General features: G+C 64.1%; 18 protein-coding genes. 7 read left to right on the plus strand and 11 right to left on the minus strand.

The genetic code is table 11. From position 1 onward, the window contains the following. Window positions 1-134: 134 nt before the first annotated feature. Together AC0L3P_RS16905 and AC0L3P_RS16910 are read left to right on the plus strand one after the other, a co-directional pair. The gene (locus AC0L3P_RS16905) at window positions 135-6,422 is read left to right on the plus strand and encodes a HAMP domain-containing protein (protein WP_473303038.1); all 6,288 of its coding nucleotides are present in this window, start codon (window positions 135-137) and stop codon (window positions 6,420-6,422) included. Between the two features lie 13 nt (window positions 6,423-6,435). Beyond that, window positions 6,436-7,926 carry an HWE histidine kinase domain-containing protein gene (locus AC0L3P_RS16910; protein WP_354209039.1) on the plus strand — a complete coding sequence of 497 codons (1,491 nt, stop codon included), beginning with the start codon at window positions 6,436-6,438 and terminating at the stop codon, window positions 7,924-7,926. Here AC0L3P_RS16910 and AC0L3P_RS16915 read toward each other — a convergent pair. Further along, window positions 7,923-8,285, minus strand: coding sequence for a hypothetical protein (locus AC0L3P_RS16915; protein WP_473303040.1), 363 nt, complete (start codon window positions 8,283-8,285; stop codon window positions 7,923-7,925). The two genes, AC0L3P_RS16910 and AC0L3P_RS16915, sit on opposite strands and share 4 nt — an antisense overlap. Between AC0L3P_RS16915 and AC0L3P_RS16920 the strand changes: the two genes are divergently transcribed. Beyond that, on the plus strand, window positions 8,284-8,541 hold the full coding sequence (locus tag AC0L3P_RS16920; protein ID WP_473303042.1) for a hypothetical protein: 258 nt from the start codon (window positions 8,284-8,286) through the stop codon (window positions 8,539-8,541). The two genes, AC0L3P_RS16915 and AC0L3P_RS16920, sit on opposite strands and share 2 nt — an antisense overlap. A 95-nt stretch (window positions 8,542-8,636) precedes the next feature. Then, window positions 8,637-8,885, plus strand: a complete 249-nt coding sequence (locus tag AC0L3P_RS16925) for a hypothetical protein (RefSeq protein WP_275171693.1) — start codon at window positions 8,637-8,639, stop codon at window positions 8,883-8,885. Window positions 8,886-9,017: 132 nt separating this feature from the next. Here AC0L3P_RS16925 and AC0L3P_RS16930 read toward each other — a convergent pair whose 3' ends face one another. Together AC0L3P_RS16930 and AC0L3P_RS16935 are read right to left on the minus strand one after the other, a co-directional pair. Then, on the minus strand, window positions 9,018-9,227 hold the full coding sequence (locus tag AC0L3P_RS16930) for a hypothetical protein (protein WP_473303044.1): 210 nt from the start codon (window positions 9,225-9,227) through the stop codon (window positions 9,018-9,020). A gap of 18 nt (window positions 9,228-9,245) precedes the next feature. Further along, the gene (locus tag AC0L3P_RS16935) at window positions 9,246-9,467 is read right to left on the minus strand and encodes a hypothetical protein (RefSeq protein WP_473303177.1); all 222 of its coding nucleotides are present in this window, start codon (window positions 9,465-9,467) and stop codon (window positions 9,246-9,248) included. Window positions 9,468-9,582: 115 nt separating this feature from the next. On the opposite strand from AC0L3P_RS16935, the gene AC0L3P_RS16940 reads away from it, so the two are divergent. Together AC0L3P_RS16940 and AC0L3P_RS16945 are read left to right on the plus strand one after the other, a co-directional pair. Beyond that, window positions 9,583-9,777 (plus strand): DUF3072 domain-containing protein, encoded by a 195-nt coding sequence (locus AC0L3P_RS16940; protein ID WP_354057093.1) that lies wholly within the window; start codon window positions 9,583-9,585, stop codon window positions 9,775-9,777. Between the two features lie 85 nt (window positions 9,778-9,862). Continuing rightward, the gene (locus tag AC0L3P_RS16945) at window positions 9,863-10,180 is read left to right on the plus strand and encodes a DUF6496 domain-containing protein (RefSeq protein ID WP_473303047.1); all 318 of its coding nucleotides are present in this window, start codon (window positions 9,863-9,865) and stop codon (window positions 10,178-10,180) included. A gap of 6 nt (window positions 10,181-10,186) precedes the next feature. Here the strand turns inward: AC0L3P_RS16945 and AC0L3P_RS16950 are convergent, their stop codons facing one another. After that, a complete protein-coding gene (locus AC0L3P_RS16950; protein WP_473303181.1) occupies window positions 10,187-10,549 on the minus strand; it encodes a hypothetical protein in 363 nt (120 codons plus the stop codon). A gap of 266 nt (window positions 10,550-10,815) precedes the next feature. Further along, window positions 10,816-12,354, minus strand: a complete 1,539-nt coding sequence (locus AC0L3P_RS16955) for a Do family serine endopeptidase (protein WP_473303049.1) — start codon at window positions 12,352-12,354, stop codon at window positions 10,816-10,818. Window positions 12,355-12,566: 212 nt separating this feature from the next. Between AC0L3P_RS16955 and AC0L3P_RS16960 the strand changes: the two genes are divergently transcribed. Next, window positions 12,567-13,403, plus strand: coding sequence for a universal stress protein (locus AC0L3P_RS16960; RefSeq protein WP_473303052.1), 837 nt, complete (start codon window positions 12,567-12,569; stop codon window positions 13,401-13,403). 114 nt (window positions 13,404-13,517) lie between these two features. Here AC0L3P_RS16960 and AC0L3P_RS16965 read toward each other — a convergent pair whose 3' ends face one another. The 6 genes from AC0L3P_RS16965 to fba all read right to left on the minus strand — a co-directional run bounded on the left by AC0L3P_RS16965 (window position 13,518) and on the right by fba (window position 18,695). Continuing rightward, entirely contained in the window at window positions 13,518-13,730 is a 213-nt protein-coding gene (locus AC0L3P_RS16965; RefSeq protein ID WP_354057101.1) for a hypothetical protein, read from the minus strand. 201 nt (window positions 13,731-13,931) lie between these two features. After that, window positions 13,932-14,669 carry a ribulose-phosphate 3-epimerase gene (gene rpe, locus AC0L3P_RS16970; RefSeq protein ID WP_473303054.1) on the minus strand — a complete coding sequence of 246 codons (738 nt, stop codon included), beginning with the start codon at window positions 14,667-14,669 and terminating at the stop codon, window positions 13,932-13,934. Then, the gene (cbbX, locus tag AC0L3P_RS16975; RefSeq protein ID WP_473303056.1) at window positions 14,666-15,601 is read right to left on the minus strand and encodes a CbbX protein; all 936 of its coding nucleotides are present in this window, start codon (window positions 15,599-15,601) and stop codon (window positions 14,666-14,668) included. The genes rpe and cbbX overlap by 4 nt, the downstream gene beginning before the upstream one ends. A gap of 98 nt (window positions 15,602-15,699) precedes the next feature. Then, on the minus strand, window positions 15,700-16,107 hold the full coding sequence (locus AC0L3P_RS16980; protein WP_007594833.1) for a ribulose bisphosphate carboxylase small subunit: 408 nt from the start codon (window positions 16,105-16,107) through the stop codon (window positions 15,700-15,702). 11 nt (window positions 16,108-16,118) lie between these two features. After that, on the minus strand, window positions 16,119-17,579 hold the full coding sequence (locus AC0L3P_RS16985; protein WP_473303059.1) for a form I ribulose bisphosphate carboxylase large subunit: 1,461 nt from the start codon (window positions 17,577-17,579) through the stop codon (window positions 16,119-16,121). A gap of 30 nt (window positions 17,580-17,609) precedes the next feature. Continuing rightward, entirely contained in the window at window positions 17,610-18,695 is a 1,086-nt protein-coding gene (gene fba, locus AC0L3P_RS16990; protein WP_473303061.1) for a class II fructose-bisphosphate aldolase, read from the minus strand. Window positions 18,696-18,705 lie beyond the last annotated feature (10 nt).

Here is an 18,705-nt window from a genome sequence, read left to right on the forward strand (position 1 = left end):
TAATCGGGCTGAGCAAAGCAGGTTCCACTTCCGGGCGCCTTGACGTTGGCGCTTGATTTCGAATTTGGCTGACGCTCTATTTTGATAAATCGCGTCTTGCCTGGGATTCGGCCGACGCCTGCGGGGGAATCAGTATGAGCGACCTCGATCCCGGATCTGCATCACGCTCCGGTCGTCGCGTTCCAAAGCCAAAGACCAACGGCATGTCGGAGCCGGATTCCCGGGCAGAATTGCTGCTCGCCCTGCAGGCCATGCGAAACGGCGATTTCTCCGTGCGCATGAGCGGCGACTATCTCGGCATCGACGGCAAGCTCGCCGACACTTTCAACGACATCATCGCCGCCAATCAGCGCATGGCGCAGCAGCTCGAGCTGGTCGGCCAGGTCGTGGGCCGCGAGGGCAAGACGCGCCAGCGCGTGAAGTTCGGGCTGGCCTCCGGCTCCTGGGCCGACATGGAAGGCTCGGTCAACACGCTGATCGACGATCTGCTGTGGCCGACGCGCGAGGTGACGCGCGCGGTCGCAGCCGTGGCGCAGGGCGACCTGCTCCAGACCGTCAAGCTCGACGTCGATGGCCGCCCCCTGCGCGGCGAATTCCTGCAGTCGGCGACCATCGTCAACACCATGATCAAGCAGCTCGGCGTGTTCACCTCCGAGGTGACGCGCGTGGCGCGCGAGGTCGGTACCGAAGGCAAGCTCGGCGGCCAGGCCCAGGTGCCGGAAGTGACCGGCGTCTGGAAGGATCTGACCGAGAGCGTCAACTCGATGGCGAACAACCTGACCAACCAGGTTCGCAACATCGCCGAGGTGACGATCGCGGTCGCGAACGGCGACCTCTCGAAGAAGATCACGGTCGACGTCCGCGGCGAGATCCTTCAGCTCAAGGAAGCCATCAACACGATGGTGGACCAGCTCCGCTCCTTTGCCTCGGAAGTCACGCGCGTCGCGCGCGAGGTCGGCACCGACGGCAAGCTTGGCGGCCAGGCCATCGTGCCCGGAGTCGCCGGCACCTGGAAAGATCTCACCGACAGCGTCAACGCGATGTGCGGCAACCTCACCGCACAGGTGCGCAACATCGCCAACGTCACCACCGCCGTGGCGCGCGGCGACCTTTCGCGCAAGATCACGGTGGACGTGCGCGGCGAAATCCTGGAGCTGAAGGACACCATCAACACCATGGTGGACCAGCTCAACTCGTTCGCCTCGGAAGTGACGCGCGTCGCGCGCGAGGTCGGCACCGAAGGCAAGCTCGGCGGCCAGGCCCAGGTGCCGGGCGTCGCCGGTACCTGGAAGGACCTCACCGACAACGTCAACTTCATGGCCTCGAACCTCACCGCGCAGGTCCGCAACATCGCCGATGTCGCCACCGCCATCGCGAGCGGCGACCTCTCGAAGAAGATCACGGTGAACGTCTCGGGCGAAATCCTTCAGTTGAAGGAAACGCTCAACACCATGGTCGACCAGCTCAACGCCTTCGCCGGCGAAGTCACGCGCGTCGCTCGCGAGGTCGGGACCGAGGGCCGGCTCGGCGGCCAGGCCAACGTGCTCGGCGTCGCCGGCACCTGGAAGGACCTGACCGAGAGCGTCAACTCGATGGCCTCGAACCTCACCGCGCAGGTCCGCAACATCGCCGAGGTGACGACCGCGGTCGCCGGCGGCGATTTGTCGAAGAAGATCACGGTCGACGTTCGCGGCGAAATCCTGGAGCTGAAAGACACCATCAACACCATGGTGGACCAGCTCAACGCCTTTGCCGGCGAAGTCACGCGCGTCGCACGCGAGGTCGGCACCGAAGGCAAGCTCGGCGGCCAGGCCCAGGTGCGCGGCGTCGCCGGCACCTGGAAGGATCTCACCGACAGCGTCAACTCGATGGCCTCGAACCTGACCGGCCAGGTCCGCAACATCGCCGAAGTCGCCACCGCGGTGGCCAAGGGCGATTTGTCGAAGAAGATCACCGTCAACGTATCAGGCGAAATCCTTCAGCTGAAGGAAACGCTCAACACCATGGTGGACCAGCTCAACGCCTTCGCCGGCGAAGTCACGCGCGTCGCGCGCGAAGTCGGCACCGAAGGCAAGCTCGGCGGCCAGGCCGAAGTCCCCGGCGTCGCCGGCACCTGGAAGGACCTCACCGACAGCGTCAACTCGATGGCGGGCAACCTCACCGCCCAGGTCCGCAACATCGCCGAAGTCGCGACCGCAATCGCCGGTGGCGACTTGTCGCGCAAGATCACCGTGGACGTGCGCGGCGAGATCCTTCAGCTCAAGGACACGCTGAACACGATGGTCGACCAGCTCAACCGCTTCGCGGGCGAGGTGACGCGCGTCGCGCGCGAGGTCGGCACCGAAGGCCGGCTCGGCGGCCAGGCGAACGTGCCCGGCGTCGCCGGCACCTGGAAGGATCTCACCGACAGCGTCAATTCGATGGCGGGCAACCTCACCGCCCAGGTCCGCAACATCGCCGAAGTCACCACCGCCGTGGCGCGCGGCGACCTCTCGCGCAAGATTACCGTCGACGTCCGTGGTGAGATTTTGGAGCTGAAGAACACCATCAACACCATGGTGGACCAGCTCAACGGCTTTGCCGGTGAAGTCACCCGCGTCGCGCGCGAGGTCGGCACCGAAGGCAAGCTCGGCGGCCAGGCCGAGGTGCCCGGCGTTGCCGGCACCTGGAAGGACCTCACCGACAACGTCAATTTCATGGCCTCGAACCTCACCGCGCAGGTCCGCAACATCGCCGAGGTCGCGACCGCGATCGCCGGCGGCGACCTGTCGAAGAAGATCACGGTGGACGTGCGCGGCGAGATTCTGCTGCTCAAGGATACCTTGAACACCATGGTCGAGCAGCTCCGCTCCTTCGCCGCGGAAGTGACGCGCGTCGCACGCGAGGTCGGCACCGAGGGGCGGCTCGGCGGCCAGGCCGTCGTGCCCGGCGTCGGCGGCACCTGGAAGGACCTCACCGACAACGTCAACCTGCTGGCCGCCAACCTCACCACCCAGGTCCGCAACATCGCCGAAGTCACCACCGCCGTCGCGCGCGGCGACCTGTCGCGCAAGATCACCGTCGACGTGAAGGGCGAAATCCTCGAGCTCAAGAATACCATCAACACCATGGTGGACCAGCTCAATGCGTTCGCCGGCGAAGTCACGCGCGTTGCCCGCGAGGTCGGCACCGAAGGCGAACTCGGCGGCCAGGCCCAGGTGCCCGGCGTCGCCGGCACCTGGAAGGATCTCACCGACACCGTCAACTTCATGGCGGCGAACCTGACCGAGCAGGTCCGGGGCATCGTCAAGGTGGTGACCGCGGTCGCCAACGGCGACCTCAAGCAGAACCTCACCGTGAAATCGAAAGGCGAGGTCGCGGCGCTCGCCGACACCATCAACAACATGACCGAGACGCTCGCGACCTTCGCCGACCAGGTGACGTCGGTGGCGCGCGAGGTCGGCGTCGAGGGCCGGCTCGGCGGTCAGGCCGACGTGCCCGGCGCCGCGGGCACCTGGAAGGATCTCACCGGCAACGTCAATTTGCTGGCAGCCAACCTCACCTCGCAGGTGCGCGCGATCGCGGAAGTGGCGACCGCCGTGACCAAGGGCGACCTGACGCGGTCGATCCAGGTCGACGCCCGCGGCGAGGTCGCCGAGCTGAAAGACAACATCAACACGATGATCACGAACCTCCGCCTCACGACGGACGTGAACACCGAGCAGGACTGGCTGAAGACCAATCTGGCGAAATTCACCAACATGCTTCAGGGCCAGCGCGACCTCACCACCGTCGGTCGCCTGCTGCTGACCGAATTGTCGCCGCTGGTGAACGCGCATACCGGCGTGATCTATCAGGTCGAGAACGAAGACAGTCCGCGGCTCCTGCTGCTTGCCTCCTATGCCGGCGACGGCGTCTATCCGTACCCGCGGGTGCTGCCATTCGGCGATGGCCTGATCGGCCAATGCGCGCTCGACCGGCGCCCGCGCGTGATTGCGGACATTCCGCCCGACGTGGTGCCGATCAATTCGGCGTTGCTTCGCGTCGCGCCGAAGAACCTCGTGGTGCTGCCGGTGCTGTTCGAAGGCCAGGTCAAGGCGGTCATCGAGCTCGCCTCGCTCACCTCCTTCACGACCTCGCAGATGACCTTCCTGGAGCAGCTTACGGACTCGATCGGCATCGTGCTCAACTCGATCGAGGCGACGATGCAGACCGAGGGCCTGCTCAAGCAGTCGCAGCAGCTCGCCGGCGAACTCCAGACCCAGCAGCGCGAATTGCAGCAGACCAATGACCAGCTCGAGCAGAAGGCCCAGCAGCTCGCCGAGCGCAACGTCGAAGTCGAGCGCAAGAACCAGGAGATCGAGCAGGCCCGCCGCGCACTGGAGGAAAAGGCGACCGAGCTCGCGCTGACCTCGAAGTACAAGTCCGAATTCCTGGCCAATATGAGCCACGAGCTGCGCACGCCGCTGAACTCGATCCTGATCCTCGGCCAGCAGCTCACCGACAACCCGGACGGCAATCTTACCGGCAAGCAGGTCGAATTCGCCCGCACCATCCATGGCGCCGGCACCGACCTGCTCAATCTCATCAGCGACATTCTCGATCTCTCCAAAATCGAGTCCGGTACGGTGACGGTCGACGCCGAGGAAATCCTGACCGCGAACCTGCTCGATACGGTCGGGCGACCGTTCCGTCACGAGGCGGAGAACCGCAACCTTTCGTTCAAGATCGACGTCGATCCGAATCTCGCACGCAGCCTCGTCACCGACTCCAAGCGACTGCAGCAGGTTTTGAAGAACCTGCTCTCCAACGCCTTCAAGTTCACCGCCGAAGGCGAGGTGCGCCTGAAGGTCGCCGCCGCGGTCGGCGGCTGGGGCACGGATCATCCCGTGCTGAACTCGGCGCCGGCGGTGATCGCATTCGAAGTGTCCGATACCGGCATCGGCATTCCCTTGGAGAAGCAGAAGCTGATCTTCGAGGCGTTCCAGCAAGCCGATGCCGGCACCAGCCGCAAATATGGCGGCACCGGCCTCGGCCTTGCGATCAGCCGCGAGCTCGCAAGTCTGCTCGGCGGCGAGATCCATCTGCGCAGCTTGCCGGGCAAGGGGTCGTGCTTCACGCTTTACCTGCCGCTGAAATATTCCGGCCCGACGCTCGCGCCTCGCGCGGCGCCCCAACAGAGCCAGCCGCCGGCGCTGCAGCCCGCAACAGCCGAACCGCAGCGCGTCATCGAGCAGCTTCCCGACGACCGGCTCAGCCTCGAACCCGGCGACAGCATCCTCCTGATCGTCGAGGACGACCCGCACTACGCGCGCGTGCTGGTCGACCTCGCGCGCGACAAGGGATTCAAGGTGCTGGTCGCCGCCCGCGGCGCGGAGGCGCTGGAGCTTGCAAAGCAGTACCAGCCGAGGGCCGTCTCGCTCGACGTATTCCTGCCCGATATGCTCGGCTGGACCGTGCTGAGCCAGCTCAAGCACAATCCACTGACCCGCCACATCCCCGTGCAGATCATCACGCTCGACGAGGACCGGCAGCATGCGCTGGCGCGCGGCGCCTTCTCCTTCGTCAACAAGCCGACGACGACCGAGGGCGTCTCGGCCGCGCTGACGCAGATCAAGGAATATGCGCGGCCGCGGCGCAAGCGGCTGCTGATCGTCGAGGACAACGAGGCCGAGCAACTCTCGATCCGTGAGCTCCTGCATCACGACGACATCGAGATCGTGACGACCGGCACCGGTGCCGACGCACTCTCGATGCTGCGTGAGAACCCCTGTGATTGCGTTGTGCTCGACCTGCGGCTGCCCGACATGACCGGCTTCGAGGTGCTGGACCAGATCCGCAACGACGACGCGCTGTCGAATGTCCCGGTCGTCGTCTTCACCGGCCGCGAGCTGTCGGCCGAGGAAGATGCGGAACTCCACACCATGGCGCGGAGCATTGTCGTCAAGGGCGTGGAATCGCCGGAGCGCCTGCTTGACGAGACCGCGCTGTTCCTGCATCGCGTGATCACGGAATTGCCGGTGGAGAAGCAGCGCATGCTCGAGAAGCTGAACAGTTCCGACGAGGACCTGATCGGCAAGACCGCCCTGCTCGTCGACGACGACGCCCGCAACATCTTCGCGCTGTCGAGCGTGCTGGAGCGGCGCGGCATGAAGGTGCTGACGGCCACGACCGGCAACGAGGCGGTGACCTTGGTCGAATCCAACCCGGAGATCGCCATCGTGCTGATGGACATTATGATGCCGCAGATGGATGGCTATCAGACCATCGGCGTCATTCGTGAAAATCCGACCTTCGCCCGTCTTCCGATCATCGCGTTGACGGCCAAGGCCATGAAGGGCGACCGCGAGAAATGCCTCGAGGCCGGCGCGTCCGACTACCTCGCCAAACCCGTCAACACCGATCAACTGCTGCTTGCAATCCGCATGTGGCTGCACCGCTGAGTTGGATGCCCGTATGGACCACGAAAAGGTCAACATCCTCCTCGTCGACGACCAGCCGGCCAAGCTGCTCGCCTATGAGGTGATCCTGAAGGATCTCGGCCAGAACCTCGTGATCGCCTCGTCGGGTCGCGAGGCTCTGGAGGTGCTGCTCAAGACCGAGATCGCGGTGATCCTGGTCGACGTCTGCATGCCCGAGCTCGACGGCTTCGAGCTCGCCGCGATGATCCGCGAGCACCCGCGCTTCCAGAAGACCGCGATGATCTTCATCTCGGCCATTCAAGTCAGCGACATCGACCGTCTGCGCGGCTACGAGATGGGCGCGGTCGACTACGTCCCGGTCCCGGTCGTGCCGGAGGTGCTGCGCGCCAAGGTCAAGGTGTTCGCAGAGCTCTATCGCAAGACGCGCGAACTCGAACGGCTGAACCAGGATCTCGAGGACCGCGTGCGTGCACGCACCGCCGAGCTGGAGAATTCCACCGCAAAGCTGCGCGAGAGCGAAGAGCGGCGCAGCATGGCGATCGCCGCCGGCAAGATGGGCTCCTGGGACTGGGACTGGATCACCGGCGACTGGATGTGGGACGAGGGACAATACCGCATCTTTGGTGTTGGCCCGGAGAGCTTCGAGGTGAATCCGCCCAACGTTCAGGCGCTGTTGCATCCGGATGACGTCGATCAGTTGCGCAAGGCGATCGCCGAATTCAACAAGGGCACACGCTCCTATGAAACGGAGTTCCGGATCGTGCGGCCCGACGGCGACGTGCGCTGGTGTGTCGGCACGGCCGCCGCCACGGTTGACGATAGCGGTCGGGTCATGCGCGTCAGCGGCGTGACGGTGGACATCACCGAACGCAAGCGCGCCGAGGAACGGCAGACTCTCCTGGCGCGGGAAGTCGATCATCGCGCCAAGAATGCGCTGGCGCTGGCGCAATCGATCGTGCGCCTCACCCGCGCCGACGAGGTCAAAGCCTATGTCAGCGCCGTCGAGGGACGCATCAATGCACTGGCGCGCGTGCATACGATCCTGTCGCTGTCGAGCTGGCAGGGTGCCGAACTCTCAAAGCTGATCGACGAGGAGCTAGCGCCCTATTCCCTCGGCGGCCAGATCAAATTGGCGGGGTCCGAAGTTCAGTTGCTGCCGGCAACGGCCCAGACGCTCGCGCTGGCGCTGCATGAGCTTTTCACCAACTCGGCGAAGTATGGCGCGCTCTCGACGCGGACGGGACGGCTCGCGATCGGCTGGCAGGTCGAGGAGGAGCTGCTCACGCTGACCTGGGAGGAATCCGGCGGCCCGCTTGTCATGACGCCGAAATCCCGCGGCTTTGGTACGCGGAGCCTGCTTGCGAGCGTCGAGTCCCAGCTCGGCGGACAGGCGCGATTCGATTGGCGCGCCGAGGGTCTGTTGTGCCGGCTCGAGGTGCCGTTGGTCCGCAAAACTGCTGCGACAACCGGGCCCGGCAACTTTGAAGCTGCCAGCTCCGCCGAATTGCAGCGCGCATCCGGTTAAGCGGACGCCGCACTCTTCCTGAGTTGCGTCGTTCGCGCTTCGCGCGCGACGCGTCCTTCAAGCCAGGCTTCCGTTTGGGCGAGATCGCGCAGAGCCTTGGCATAGCGGCACGCCGCGCTTCGCTCCGCGCCGCGGGGCAGCTTGCGCGCTTTGCGGAGGATGTCCGCGGCGGCGTTACGATAAGCTAGAGAGCGATAGAGAAAGACCACCTTACCCATATCGAATGTTCCCGTGTTTGCGCGGTCATTCTCGCCCACCCGGCATGAACGTCGGATGAAGCGGGCGATGACAATTCCTTCATGCGGGTGGAACCGGCGCGTGTCGCATGCGTTGCATGCGAGATCGGGATAGAGTTCCATGCGCACGAAAAAGTCGTCGGACCTGATCTCTCCCAGCGGGCTCGTCAAGCTGATGACGCACGCGATGATGGGCGCAGCCTTAGGACTGGCTTTCAGTCTCCTGCTCGTGCTGTCCAATCCAGACGTCGCCAATTTGCTGAGCCACGGCGGAAGACAGGCCGTTGCCGTTTTCGCCCTCACATTGGTGACGACGTTCGCGATCGGCGCGACACTCACCGGCCTCGTATTCACCCTCACAGAAGACAAGCAATCTTGAAGTCTTGGTGATTTGCCGGAACTCCTTTGTTCGGAACTCCTGCGACGAATAGCGGTTGGCTGCCTGCGTCAATTCAACTCAGGGAGTTCCCGCACATGAAGACCACCAAGCTCGCTCTTGCCGTGATGTTGGCCACCGGCCTCGCCGCCGCACCGTTCGCCGTGCAGGCCAAGTCGCACAAGGCAAAACACGGATCCTCGATGTCGTCGTCGCAGACCACCACGGGCGCCAACACCAAGTCCTCCAAGGGGGCTGATCCCTCCGGTCAGGGCGGCTCCGGCCCCGGCTCCGACCAGGGCGGCACCATGACGAACAACAAGAGCGGCATGAGCAACACCAAGTAGGTGTTCGTCGAAAACCACGGAGGCCCCGCGATCGCGGGGCCTTTTGCTTTGGTGTTCGAAACATATTTCTCTCGGGCCGCTTCATCAACATGCGGTATCGACGAGCCCCGAACCGCGCGTTGCGCGCAGGCTTCAGCTACGATGGCTGCCCAGGATGTCAGGACGGACGCCCGTAGGATCTGACTTCACCAGATGATCGAGTCTTGCACGCTTGCGCGCGATCAAGAGCTGGGCCGCGGCGTCGTCGAGTCCCTCGCGTTGCAGCTGCCGGATCGCAGAGCCCAGTTCGAGAATCTCGGCGCGCAGCTTGAGAATCCGGTACGCATCCGGGTCTTCCTCCACCGTGCGCTCCCAAAGCTCTCAGCGGCGCGCGATCATGCGCAGAGGACTACCCGATGTCTTCGCGGAACGAAGGCGCATCCTATCGCGGACATTCGGCAGGACATCGCCGCCACCCGCGGCCTTCCATTCGCCAATCAGCAGATTGATTTTCCGACGCAGATCCATCTGCGCCAGGGCCTTCTCTGTGCAATCGTGCTCGCGGTCGACGAGTTCGCGGACGGACACCTCGATATCGGCCATTTCCAGCCTCAAGGCGCTGATTTTACGTCGAATTTCATTAATTCTGTTGTCCATGACTTGTTAGAACAAAATAAGAACATATAGTCAAGTCACGATTTCAGAAGGGAGAAGCGACATGCAGGTTCAAGGAAAATACGACGCCAAGACGTTCCTCACCGAACAGATGACGCGAGCGCAGGGCCTCCGGCTGAAACGGCTGAGCGAAGAAGCGTATCAACCCGCCCTATATGCACGAGATCTGTCCTCCGGCGAGGCAGCACGGCGCATTCAGGTGCTGGAAGCGGAGATCGAACTGGCGGATTCGTTCTAGCCAAGTCGCGCATCCGGGACGTGCATGCGCGCTTTCGGAACTATGCCTGTCTCGGATGGTTTTCCCCGGCCAAGGGAGAACATGCATGGCACGCAAGGCAAAGAAACGCCGCTACTCGCGCAGTTCCGGCAGCGATGTCGAAAGCGAGATGAAGCGCTACAAGAAAGGTACCGCGAAAAGCGGACCGGGCGGTCGAGGCGGACGCGTGAAGAGCCGCAAGCAGGCAATCGCGATCGGCCTGTCGAAAGCGCGCAAGAAGGGCAAGAAGGTCCCGAAGAAAGCCGCAAAGCGGAAGACGTCCAAGAAGACGTCAAAGAAGACAGCTCGGAAAACATCCAAGAAGACTTCAAAGAAGAGTTCGAAGAAAACGTCGAAGCGCAGATCCTCCAAACGGTCGCGCTGACCTCCGTCAGATCATGCTGCCCGGCATGAAGCAGCGGATCGAAACGCCGAACGCGGTCTTCACCGGCCACACCATGGTGCGGCCGGCTCGGTTCGGCTCAGTGATCACGGCTTCGTCCGGCACCTCGACCCATTCGCCGTCGAGCCGTACGCGATAATGTCCATTGTGCGAGTCCCAGTCGGGATCGGCGACGGCAAACCCATCCGCATCCGAGCAGCACGGACCGAGATGGCTGCGCAGGCCGTCGAACCACGGCTTGAGAGGTGAGTCCGCGTAGCGGCCGTCGTCGCGCCCGAGAGCGTTTCCACCCCATAGCACGAGGGGCGCCACGAGCAGCGCAGTCCTCAGCGAGAGCTTCAATCGATCCATGTCGGCACCGATCAAATACGAATTGCCGGCCGGCTCAGCGGCGGCAAGTTCGAAGTTCCACGCCTGCAATCGTCCCGGCGGCTTCATTGCCGTCGAGTCCACAACATCCGCAACTGTGACGGGCGAACACGGCTTTTTCGGACGAACCGGGTCATCCTCCCTGCCGTTAACGAGAATGTTATCGGCGGGCATCCGGAATCCTGAAGGCGAACAGGAAAGGCGGCCCGTGGGCCGCCTTTTTGGATCTGCGCCGATCGACGTTCGCCCTATGCGAGCGGCACCGCCACGAACCGGGTCGCCTGTGCGCTTCTGACCTGCAGCAGCACGCTGCGCTTGCCGGACGATTTCGCGTGCGCCAGCTCCGAACGGACATCGCCGATATTGGCGACGGCCTTGCCGCCCACGTTGAGGATGACGTCGCCGGTCTGGATGCCGCGTTGCGCGGCCGGCCCTTGCGGATCGACTTCAGTGACGACGACGCCCTTCTGGCCGGCGCCCTGCACGTCGCCGGCCGGAGCCAGGCTGAGCCCGAGACGCGGCGGCGTGCCGGCATCTGGCTGCGACTTGCCCTCGTCGGCTCTAGCTTGCCGCTCGTTCGGCAACTCGCCGAGCGCCAGCGTCACCGTCTTGCTGTCGCCCTTGTGGACGACATCGAGCTTCACGGACGTGCCCGGCGCCAGGGTGGCGATGGTGCGGGCGAGATCGCGGGAATCCTTGATCGCGGTGCCGTTGACGGCGGTGATGACGTCGCCCGCCTCGATGCCCGCTTTCGCCGCCGGACTGCCGTCCTGCGGATTGTCGACGATCGCGCCGCGCGCCTCCTTGAGGCCGAGGCTGTCGGCGATGTCCGACGTGACCGGCTGCACCTGCACGCCGAGCCAGCCGCGTGTGACCGCGCCCTTGTCCTTCAACTGTGCGACGACGAGCTTTGCGGTCGAGGCCGGAATGTCGAAGCCGATGCCGACCGAGCCGCCGGAGGGCGAGAAGATCGCAGTGTTCACGCCGATCACGTTGCCATTCATGTCGAAGGCCGGGCCGCCGGAGTTACCCTTGTTGATCGGCGCGTCGATCTGGATGAAGTCATCATAAGGACCGTTGCCGATGTCGCGGCCGCTGGCCGAGACGATGCCGGCGGTCACGGTGCCGCCGAGGCCGAAGGGATTGCCAACCGCGACCACCCAGTCGCCGATACGCGGCTTCTGGTCGGAGAATTTGACGAACGGAAAATCCTTCTTGCCCTCGACCTTGATCAGCGCGAGATCCGTTTTCGGATCGGTACCGACCACTTTCGCGCTGTAGATCGTGCCGTCGTCCATCGTCACTTGCACCGACTCGGCGTGATCGACGACGTGGTTGTTGGTCACGGCATAGCCGTCGGCGGAGATGAAGAAGCCGGAGCCCTCACCCGTGATCATCTGGCGGCGCTGGCGCGGCATGCCGTCCATGCCGCCCGGGCCACGGAAGCCGAATTGCCGCGAGAACTGGTCGAACGGCGATGCTTCGTCGGAATCCATCCGGTTCTGTTGCAGCATCGCGCTCTTGTCGTTGTCCTGGTCGATCCTGACCCGCACCGAGATGACGGCGGGTTTGACCTTGCTGACGAGGTCGCCGAAGCCCGGCGGTGTTGCGGCGCTCTCTGCGGCTTGGGCGGGCGCGATGAACGAGGTCGCGCTGAACGGCGAAGAGCCGGGAGCAGTCGCCAGCACGGCCAGGCCAAGAGCGGCCACGGTGCCGAGCAGCGCGAGCCGGCGCGGTCTCAGGATCTTGCGGGACGCGGTGGTGTCGGAATTGACGTGATCGTTCATGTCGATATGTCCATGTTGGGTAAGTCGCCTTGCACCCAACATGGTGGTCGCCACCTTACAGCGTCCCGTCCACGCGATTAAATCTTGTAAATCTTGGCAAAGTGGCCGGGGCCGGCGACAAAAATCGAGGCTGCACATTTGATGCAGCTCAACCCGGGCCCGGTGCAGCGTGAAAGACTGCGCCACCGGATGATGTCCATCGGAGGCGCGTCATGTACAAAGACATTCTCGTCCACATCCCCACCGAGCGCCCGATGCGCCCGGTGATCGATGGCTCGATCTCGCTCGCAGCGGGCCTCAACGCCCATCTGGATGCAGTCGCGGTTGGTTATGTGGCAACCAGCGCGGCCTATATCATGGAGGGCGGCGCCGCCGTGGCCGCGGTGTTCGAGATGGAGCGCGAAAGCGCAGTGGAGCGGGCCGAGGCGGCGCTCGCGGTGTTCAAGATCGAAGCGATGAACGCCGGCATTTCCTACACATGCCACCCACTCGGGGCGATGCCGGGGAATGCGGTCGGGCTGCTCGGCGAGATGGCGCGGCTGCACGATCTCAGCATCGTGCTCCAGCCGGACCCGGCGCAAGGCTCACTCGACAACGATGTGCCTCGCGAGATCCTGTTTCAGGCGGGCGGGCCGGTGCTTTTCCTGCCCTACACTTTCCATGGAGCGTTCAAGGCGAAACGGATCGGCATCTGCTGGGATGGCAGCCGCCTCGCCGCGCGCGCCATGCGCGACGCCGCACCATTCCTGGCTCGCGCCGAGGAGATCGTGATCATTGCGATCAACGAAACAGACACGATTCCCGACGAGGTCTCGACGCGCAATCTGGCAAGGCATCTCGGTCGGCGTGGACTATCGACCCGCACGGTCAACCTGTGGGCCGCGCGCTCTCACATTCAGCCGACCATGCTGTCGCTGGCAGCCGATGAGAGCCTCGATCTTCTGGTCATGGGCGGTTACGGCCATTCGCGATTGCAGGAGCGGTTCCTCGGCGGCGTCACCCGCGCCATGCTGGAAGCCATGACCGTCCCGACGCTGATGTCGCATTAATCGAGGGCTGACCCAGGTCGGGCCGGCCACAAGCCCTGTCGTTCGGGCTGACAACCCCGTCCTTGAGCGGTGCCGGATCGGCAAGTTCAGGTCATATTCGAACAATTTGCACCGTCACGCCGCGGCGGGCCTCTCCCACGCCGTGGCCTCGACGCCGTCGTTGTCGTGTGGCGCATTGCACGCGTCGAAATGCGCCTTGAGTTCTACTTCGGCGAGATATTCGAAATGTTCGGCCTGGCCGAGCAGTTCCCAGCTCTGGAGCGGCCGATAGGCGGCCTGCTGACGACAGAGGGACGCCAGCGCACGGTAGCGACGTACGTTATCCATGAGACCCTCCCTCGCATTCACAGAGAGCTTATTGCCCTTATTTGCGTCAGGGCGATGGCGGCTATGCAAAAGATTTGCTGCGCCCGCCACGCGCCTCGACTCGCCTGTTTTTAGGCAAACGCGCATTCAGGGGAAAGTTCCAATCAGCGCGGACTCAACGCTTGGGAACCTTACCGCGGACCAATGGCCAGGCGTTGTGGGTCATCGGATGAGCGCGGGCTCACCGGCTCGGAGCGTCCGCGCCGAACTATGTTGCAGGTTTCGAACCCTGCCGGCCTCCGCAGCAGCGCGGATGGCCGCGATGTTGCCGGCATAGTCCGCGCTGCCCCTGCCGCGAAACACGGCGGACCCCGCCACAAGCGTATCGGCGCCCGCAGCGGCCACGGCAGCGGCATTGTCGCGGGTGATGCCGCCGTCAACCTCGAGCCGGATCGGCCGGTCGCCGATCATGCTTCGGATGCGCCCGATCTTCTCGAGTTGGGACTCGAGGAAGGACTGGCCGCCAAAACCCGGATTGACCGTCATCACCAGAACGAGGTCGAGACGATCGAGCAAATATTCGATCGCGCTTTCGGGAGTAGCGGGACACAGGCTGACGCCGGCTTGCTTGCCGAGCGCGCGGATGGCCTGGAGCGAGCGATCGAGGTGCGGACCGGCTTCGGCATGCACCGTGATGATATCCGCGCCGGCCTTCGCGAACGCCTCCAGATAGGGATCGGCCGGCGCGATCATGAGATGCACATCGAACATCTTCTTCGTCAACGGCCGGATCGCCTTGATGACATCCGCGCCGTAACTGATGTTCGGAACGAAATGCCCGTCCATGACGTCGCAATGAATCCAGTCGGCGCCCGCAGTGTCGATCGCTACGATCTCCTCGCCGAGGCGCGCGAAATCCGCAGCCAGGATCGACGGCGCGATGAGGATTTCTCTCGTCATGGCTTCGCACTCCTCTGCGCGTCCGCACCGCCGCTGAAGACGCGGCTCGCCAGGACGTCCATGGGATCGATCGTTTCGAGGTCGGCGATCTCGAGCATTCGATCGAGATCGGACACCAGGCGATCGGCCTGCCGCAGGCGGATCCGGTCAACGGCGTTGCGGATCGAGCGCGCATTGGAGAAGAACGGCTGGGTCCGGCGCAGCGCGATGTATTTCTCGAACGCCTCACGCGCCGCCGCCGAGAGGCGATAACCCCGTTCCTTCAGCATCAGCTCGGCGATGACGAGCAGCTCGCCTTCCGCATAGTCCGGAAAGTCGATGTGGTGGGCGATCCGCGAACGGAAGCCGGGATTGGAGGCGAAGAAGCTCGTCATCCGCTCGCCATAGCCGGCAAGGATGACGACGAGGTCCTCGCGCTGGTTTTCCATCACCTGGAGCAGAATCTCGATCGCCTCCTGGCCGTAGTCGCGCTCGTTGTCGGGACGGTGCAGATAATAGGCCTCGTCGATGAACAGCACGCCGCCCATGGCCTTCTTCAGGATCTCCTTGGTCTTCGGCGCGGTGTGGCCGATATACTGGCCGACCAAATCGTCGCGCGTCACCGAGATCACCTGCCCGCGCCGCACGAAGCCGAGGCCGTGCAGGATCTTTGCCATTCGCAGCGCGACGGTCGTCTTGCCGGTGCCGGGATTTCCGGTGAACGACATGTGCAGCGTCGGCGGCGACGAAGCCAATCCCGCGCGCTGCCGTATACGTTCGATCAGCAAGAGCGACGCAATCTGGCGCACGCGGTTCTTCACCGGCTTCAATCCGATCAGCTCCTGCTCAAGCTGCTGCAGCGTGCCGGTGATTCCAGCCGCTTCCGCCTCCTTGCGGAGATCGAAACTGGTCTCGCCGGGCTCAGTGGTCAAGGGGTGGGGGACATCCAGCATCGGCACCTCGAAGAAAAGGGCTTCGCCGCGGGGGAGCGGCGAAGCAGTGGTCCGCCAAGGAAACGGAGCAGGGAGTGCTCCGCGCGGAGGAGAATGACTTAGGTTGGCGCGTGCGCGGGCTGCCGGCGCACGGTGGTGTAGCGGATCGCGCGTCCGCCCACCTCCTGCCGCACCAGCTCGAACTCGGCCTCCTGCGGCGGGCGGTTCACGATGAACGAGATCCGCACCGATTCCCAGCCATGGCTGGAGTCGAAGCCGCTGAGGCGGATGTAGCGGTCGCCATACACTCTGCGGCATTCGGCGAGCTCCATCATCACGCCGGCGGCGTCCTGGAGATCGAACATCGGCAGGCCCCACATCTCCCAATAAGTGTTGCGGGGATGCGGATCGTCGGTGAACTCGATGTTCACCGCCCAGCCATTGGTCAGGCAATACTGCACCTGCTTGGTGATCTGATCGTCGGTCAGATCCGGCAGGAACGAGAAGCAGCCTTGGGTCAGCTTCATGACAAATCTCCTCAAACGGTTTCGAGCGCGGTCGGCACGAAGTCTGGCGTGTCGGTGGATTCATAGTTGAAGGTGACGTCCTTCCAGACCTCGAGCGCAGCCTTTAGCGGCGTGCAGGTCTCGGCCGCCCTGGCCAGAATTTCGGGACCTTCATGGACGTAGTCGCGGCCCTCGTTGCGGGCGAGGATCATCGCTTCCAGCGCCACGCGGTTGGCGATCGCGCCGGCCGCGATGCCCATGGGATGGCCGATGGTGCCGCCGCCGAACTGGAGCACGACGTCCTCGCCGAGCAGGTCGAGCAGCTGGTGCATCTGGCCGGCGTGGATACCGCCGGAAGCGACCGGCATCATCTTGTTCAGGCTCGCCCAGGACTGGTCGAAGAACAGGCCGTGTTCGAGCTTGGTCGGATTGAAGTCCTCACGGCAGACATCGTAATAGCCGCGCGTGGTGTTGGGGTCGCCTTCGAGCTTGCCGACCACCGTGCCGGCGTGGATGTGGTCGACGCCGGCAAGCCGCATCCACTTTGCGATGACGCGGAACGACACGCCATGGCTTTTCTGCCGCGTGTAGGTCGAGTGACCGGCGCGATGCAGATGCAGGATCATGTCGTTGCGGCGCGCCCATTTCGCCATCGACTGGATTGCGGTGTAGCCGATCACGAGATCGATCATGACGATGCATGATCCGAGCTCCTTCGCGAACTCGGCGCGCTCGTACATGTCCTCCATCGTTCCCGCGGTGATGTTCAGGTAGGTGCCCTTCGCCTCACCGGAAGCCGCCTGCGCGCGGTTCACCGCCTCCATGCAATAGAGGAAGCGGTCGCGCCAGTGCATGAAGGGCTGCGAGTTGATGTTCTCGTCATCCTTGGTGAAGTCGAGCCCGCCCTTCAGCGCCTCGTAGACCACGCGACCGTAATTGCGGCCAGAGAGGCCGAGCTTGGGCTTGACGGTCGCGCCGAGCAGCGGCCTGCCGAACTTGTCGAGCCGCTCGCGCTCGACCACGATGCCGGTTGCCGGTCCCTGGAACGTCTTCACATACGCGACCGGGAAGCGCATATCCTCAAGCCGCAACGCTTTCAGCGGCTTGAAGCCGAACACGTTGCCGATGATCGAGGCCGAAAGGTTGGCGATCGAACCAGGCTCGAACAGGTCGAGGTCATAGGCGATGTAGGCGAAATACGAGCCCGGCGTACCCGGCACCGAATCGACGCGGTAGCATTTCGCACGATACTTCTCGGCGGCGGTCAGGCGGTCGGTCCACACCACCGTCCAGGTTGCGGTCGAGGATTCGCCGGCGACAGCAGCCGACGCCTCGATCGGGTCGACGCCCTCTTGCGGCGTGACACGGAACAGCGCGATGACGTCGGTGTCCTTCGGCACGTAGTCGGGCTCCCAATAGCCCATGCGCTTGTATTCCATCACGCCAGATCGATATCTTTCCTTGCCGCGGACGGTTCCTGCGTGTGCATTCATGGCTCTCTCCTGCTCTTTCTCTCTGAATGATTAGGCCGCGACGGGCTCGCGGGCGTCGACGCTGGGATCGAGTTCTCCGGCGCGGTAGCGCCGCGCCATCTCGCTCAAGGGAATGACCTTGATCTTGCTGGCGTGGCCAGCGGTGCCGAACTGCTCGAAGCGGTCGCGGCAGAGCTCGCGCATCGCATCCATCGCGGGCTTGAGGAATTTGCGCGGATCAAACTCCGAGCGCGTTTGCGCCGCGACCTTCCGGAACACGGCAGTCATCGCCAGCCGGCAGTCGGTGTCGATATTGACCTTGCGCACGCCGCTCTTGATACCGCGGACGATCTCCTCGACCGGCACGCCCCAGGTCTGCGGCATCTCGCCGCCGAACTGGTTGAACATGTCCTGGAGCCGCTGCGGCACCGAGGAAGAGCCGTGCATCACGAGATGCGTGTTCGGCAGCCGGCGATGAATCTCCTCGACCACGCGCATCGCCAGAATGTCACCGTCCGGCTTGCGGCTGAACTTGTAGGCGCCGTGCGAGGTGCCCATCGCGATCGCGAGCGCATCGACCTTGGTGGCGCGGACGAAGTCGACCGCCTGGCCGGGATCCGTCAGCAACTGATCATGGCCGACCGTGCCTTCGACGCCGTGACCATCCTCCTGTTCGCCGCCGCCATGCTCGAGCGAGCCGAGCACGCCGAGCTCGCCTTCGACGGAGGCACCGACCCAATGCGCGAGATCGACGACGCGGCGAGTGATCGCAACGTTGTAGTCGTAATCGGCCGCCGTCTTGGCGTCGGCCTTGAGCGAGCCGTCCATCATCACCGAGGTGAAACCATGGGCAATCGCGGACGCGCAGGTCGCCTCGTCATTGCCATGGTCCTGGTGCATGCAGAGCGGGATGTCCGGATAGGTTCGCTCCAGCGCGTCGATCATGTGCGAGAGCATGAGGTCGCCGGCATAGCTGCGCGCGCCGCGCGAAGCCTGGATGATGACGGGCGCATCGACCTCGGCCGCCGCCTGCATGATCGCGATACCCTGCTCCATGTTGTTGATGTTGAACGCCGGCACCGCGTAGCCGTGACTGGCGGCGTGGTCGAGCAGCTGACGAAGGGTGATACGGGCCACGACAAATCCT

This window comes from Bradyrhizobium sp. WSM4874 (assembly GCF_055811835.1).

What these genes read in the sequence shown, in the direction of transcription:
- AC0L3P_RS16940 (WP_354057093.1), top strand. Translation starts at nt 9,583, where the DNA reads ATGCAGGTTCAAGGAAAATACGACGCCAAGACGTTCCTCACCGAACAG.
- rpe (WP_473303054.1), bottom strand. Translation starts at nt 14,669, where the DNA reads ATGACGAGAGAAATCCTCATCGCGCCGTCGATCCTGGCTGCGGATTTC.
- AC0L3P_RS16905 (WP_473303038.1), top strand. Translation starts at nt 135, where the DNA reads ATGAGCGACCTCGATCCCGGATCTGCATCACGCTCCGGTCGTCGCGTT.
- AC0L3P_RS16980 (WP_007594833.1), bottom strand. Translation starts at nt 16,107, where the DNA reads ATGAAGCTGACCCAAGGCTGCTTCTCGTTCCTGCCGGATCTGACCGAC.
- AC0L3P_RS16935 (WP_473303177.1), bottom strand. Translation starts at nt 9,467, where the DNA reads ATGGCCGATATCGAGGTGTCCGTCCGCGAACTCGTCGACCGCGAGCAC.
- AC0L3P_RS16920 (WP_473303042.1), top strand. Translation starts at nt 8,284, where the DNA reads ATGCGCACGAAAAAGTCGTCGGACCTGATCTCTCCCAGCGGGCTCGTC.
- AC0L3P_RS16950 (WP_473303181.1), bottom strand. Translation starts at nt 10,549, where the DNA reads ATGGATCGATTGAAGCTCTCGCTGAGGACTGCGCTGCTCGTGGCGCCC.
- cbbX (WP_473303056.1), bottom strand. Translation starts at nt 15,601, where the DNA reads ATGCTGGATGTCCCCCACCCCTTGACCACTGAGCCCGGCGAGACCAGT.
- AC0L3P_RS16925 (WP_275171693.1), top strand. Translation starts at nt 8,637, where the DNA reads ATGAAGACCACCAAGCTCGCTCTTGCCGTGATGTTGGCCACCGGCCTC.
- AC0L3P_RS16960 (WP_473303052.1), top strand. Translation starts at nt 12,567, where the DNA reads ATGTACAAAGACATTCTCGTCCACATCCCCACCGAGCGCCCGATGCGC.
- AC0L3P_RS16985 (WP_473303059.1), bottom strand. Translation starts at nt 17,579, where the DNA reads ATGAATGCACACGCAGGAACCGTCCGCGGCAAGGAAAGATATCGATCT.
- AC0L3P_RS16945 (WP_473303047.1), top strand. Translation starts at nt 9,863, where the DNA reads ATGGCACGCAAGGCAAAGAAACGCCGCTACTCGCGCAGTTCCGGCAGC.
- AC0L3P_RS16910 (WP_354209039.1), top strand. Translation starts at nt 6,436, where the DNA reads ATGGACCACGAAAAGGTCAACATCCTCCTCGTCGACGACCAGCCGGCC.
- AC0L3P_RS16965 (WP_354057101.1), bottom strand. Translation starts at nt 13,730, where the DNA reads ATGGATAACGTACGTCGCTACCGTGCGCTGGCGTCCCTCTGTCGTCAG.
- AC0L3P_RS16955 (WP_473303049.1), bottom strand. Translation starts at nt 12,354, where the DNA reads ATGAACGATCACGTCAATTCCGACACCACCGCGTCCCGCAAGATCCTG.
- AC0L3P_RS16915 (WP_473303040.1), bottom strand. Translation starts at nt 8,285, where the DNA reads ATGGAACTCTATCCCGATCTCGCATGCAACGCATGCGACACGCGCCGG.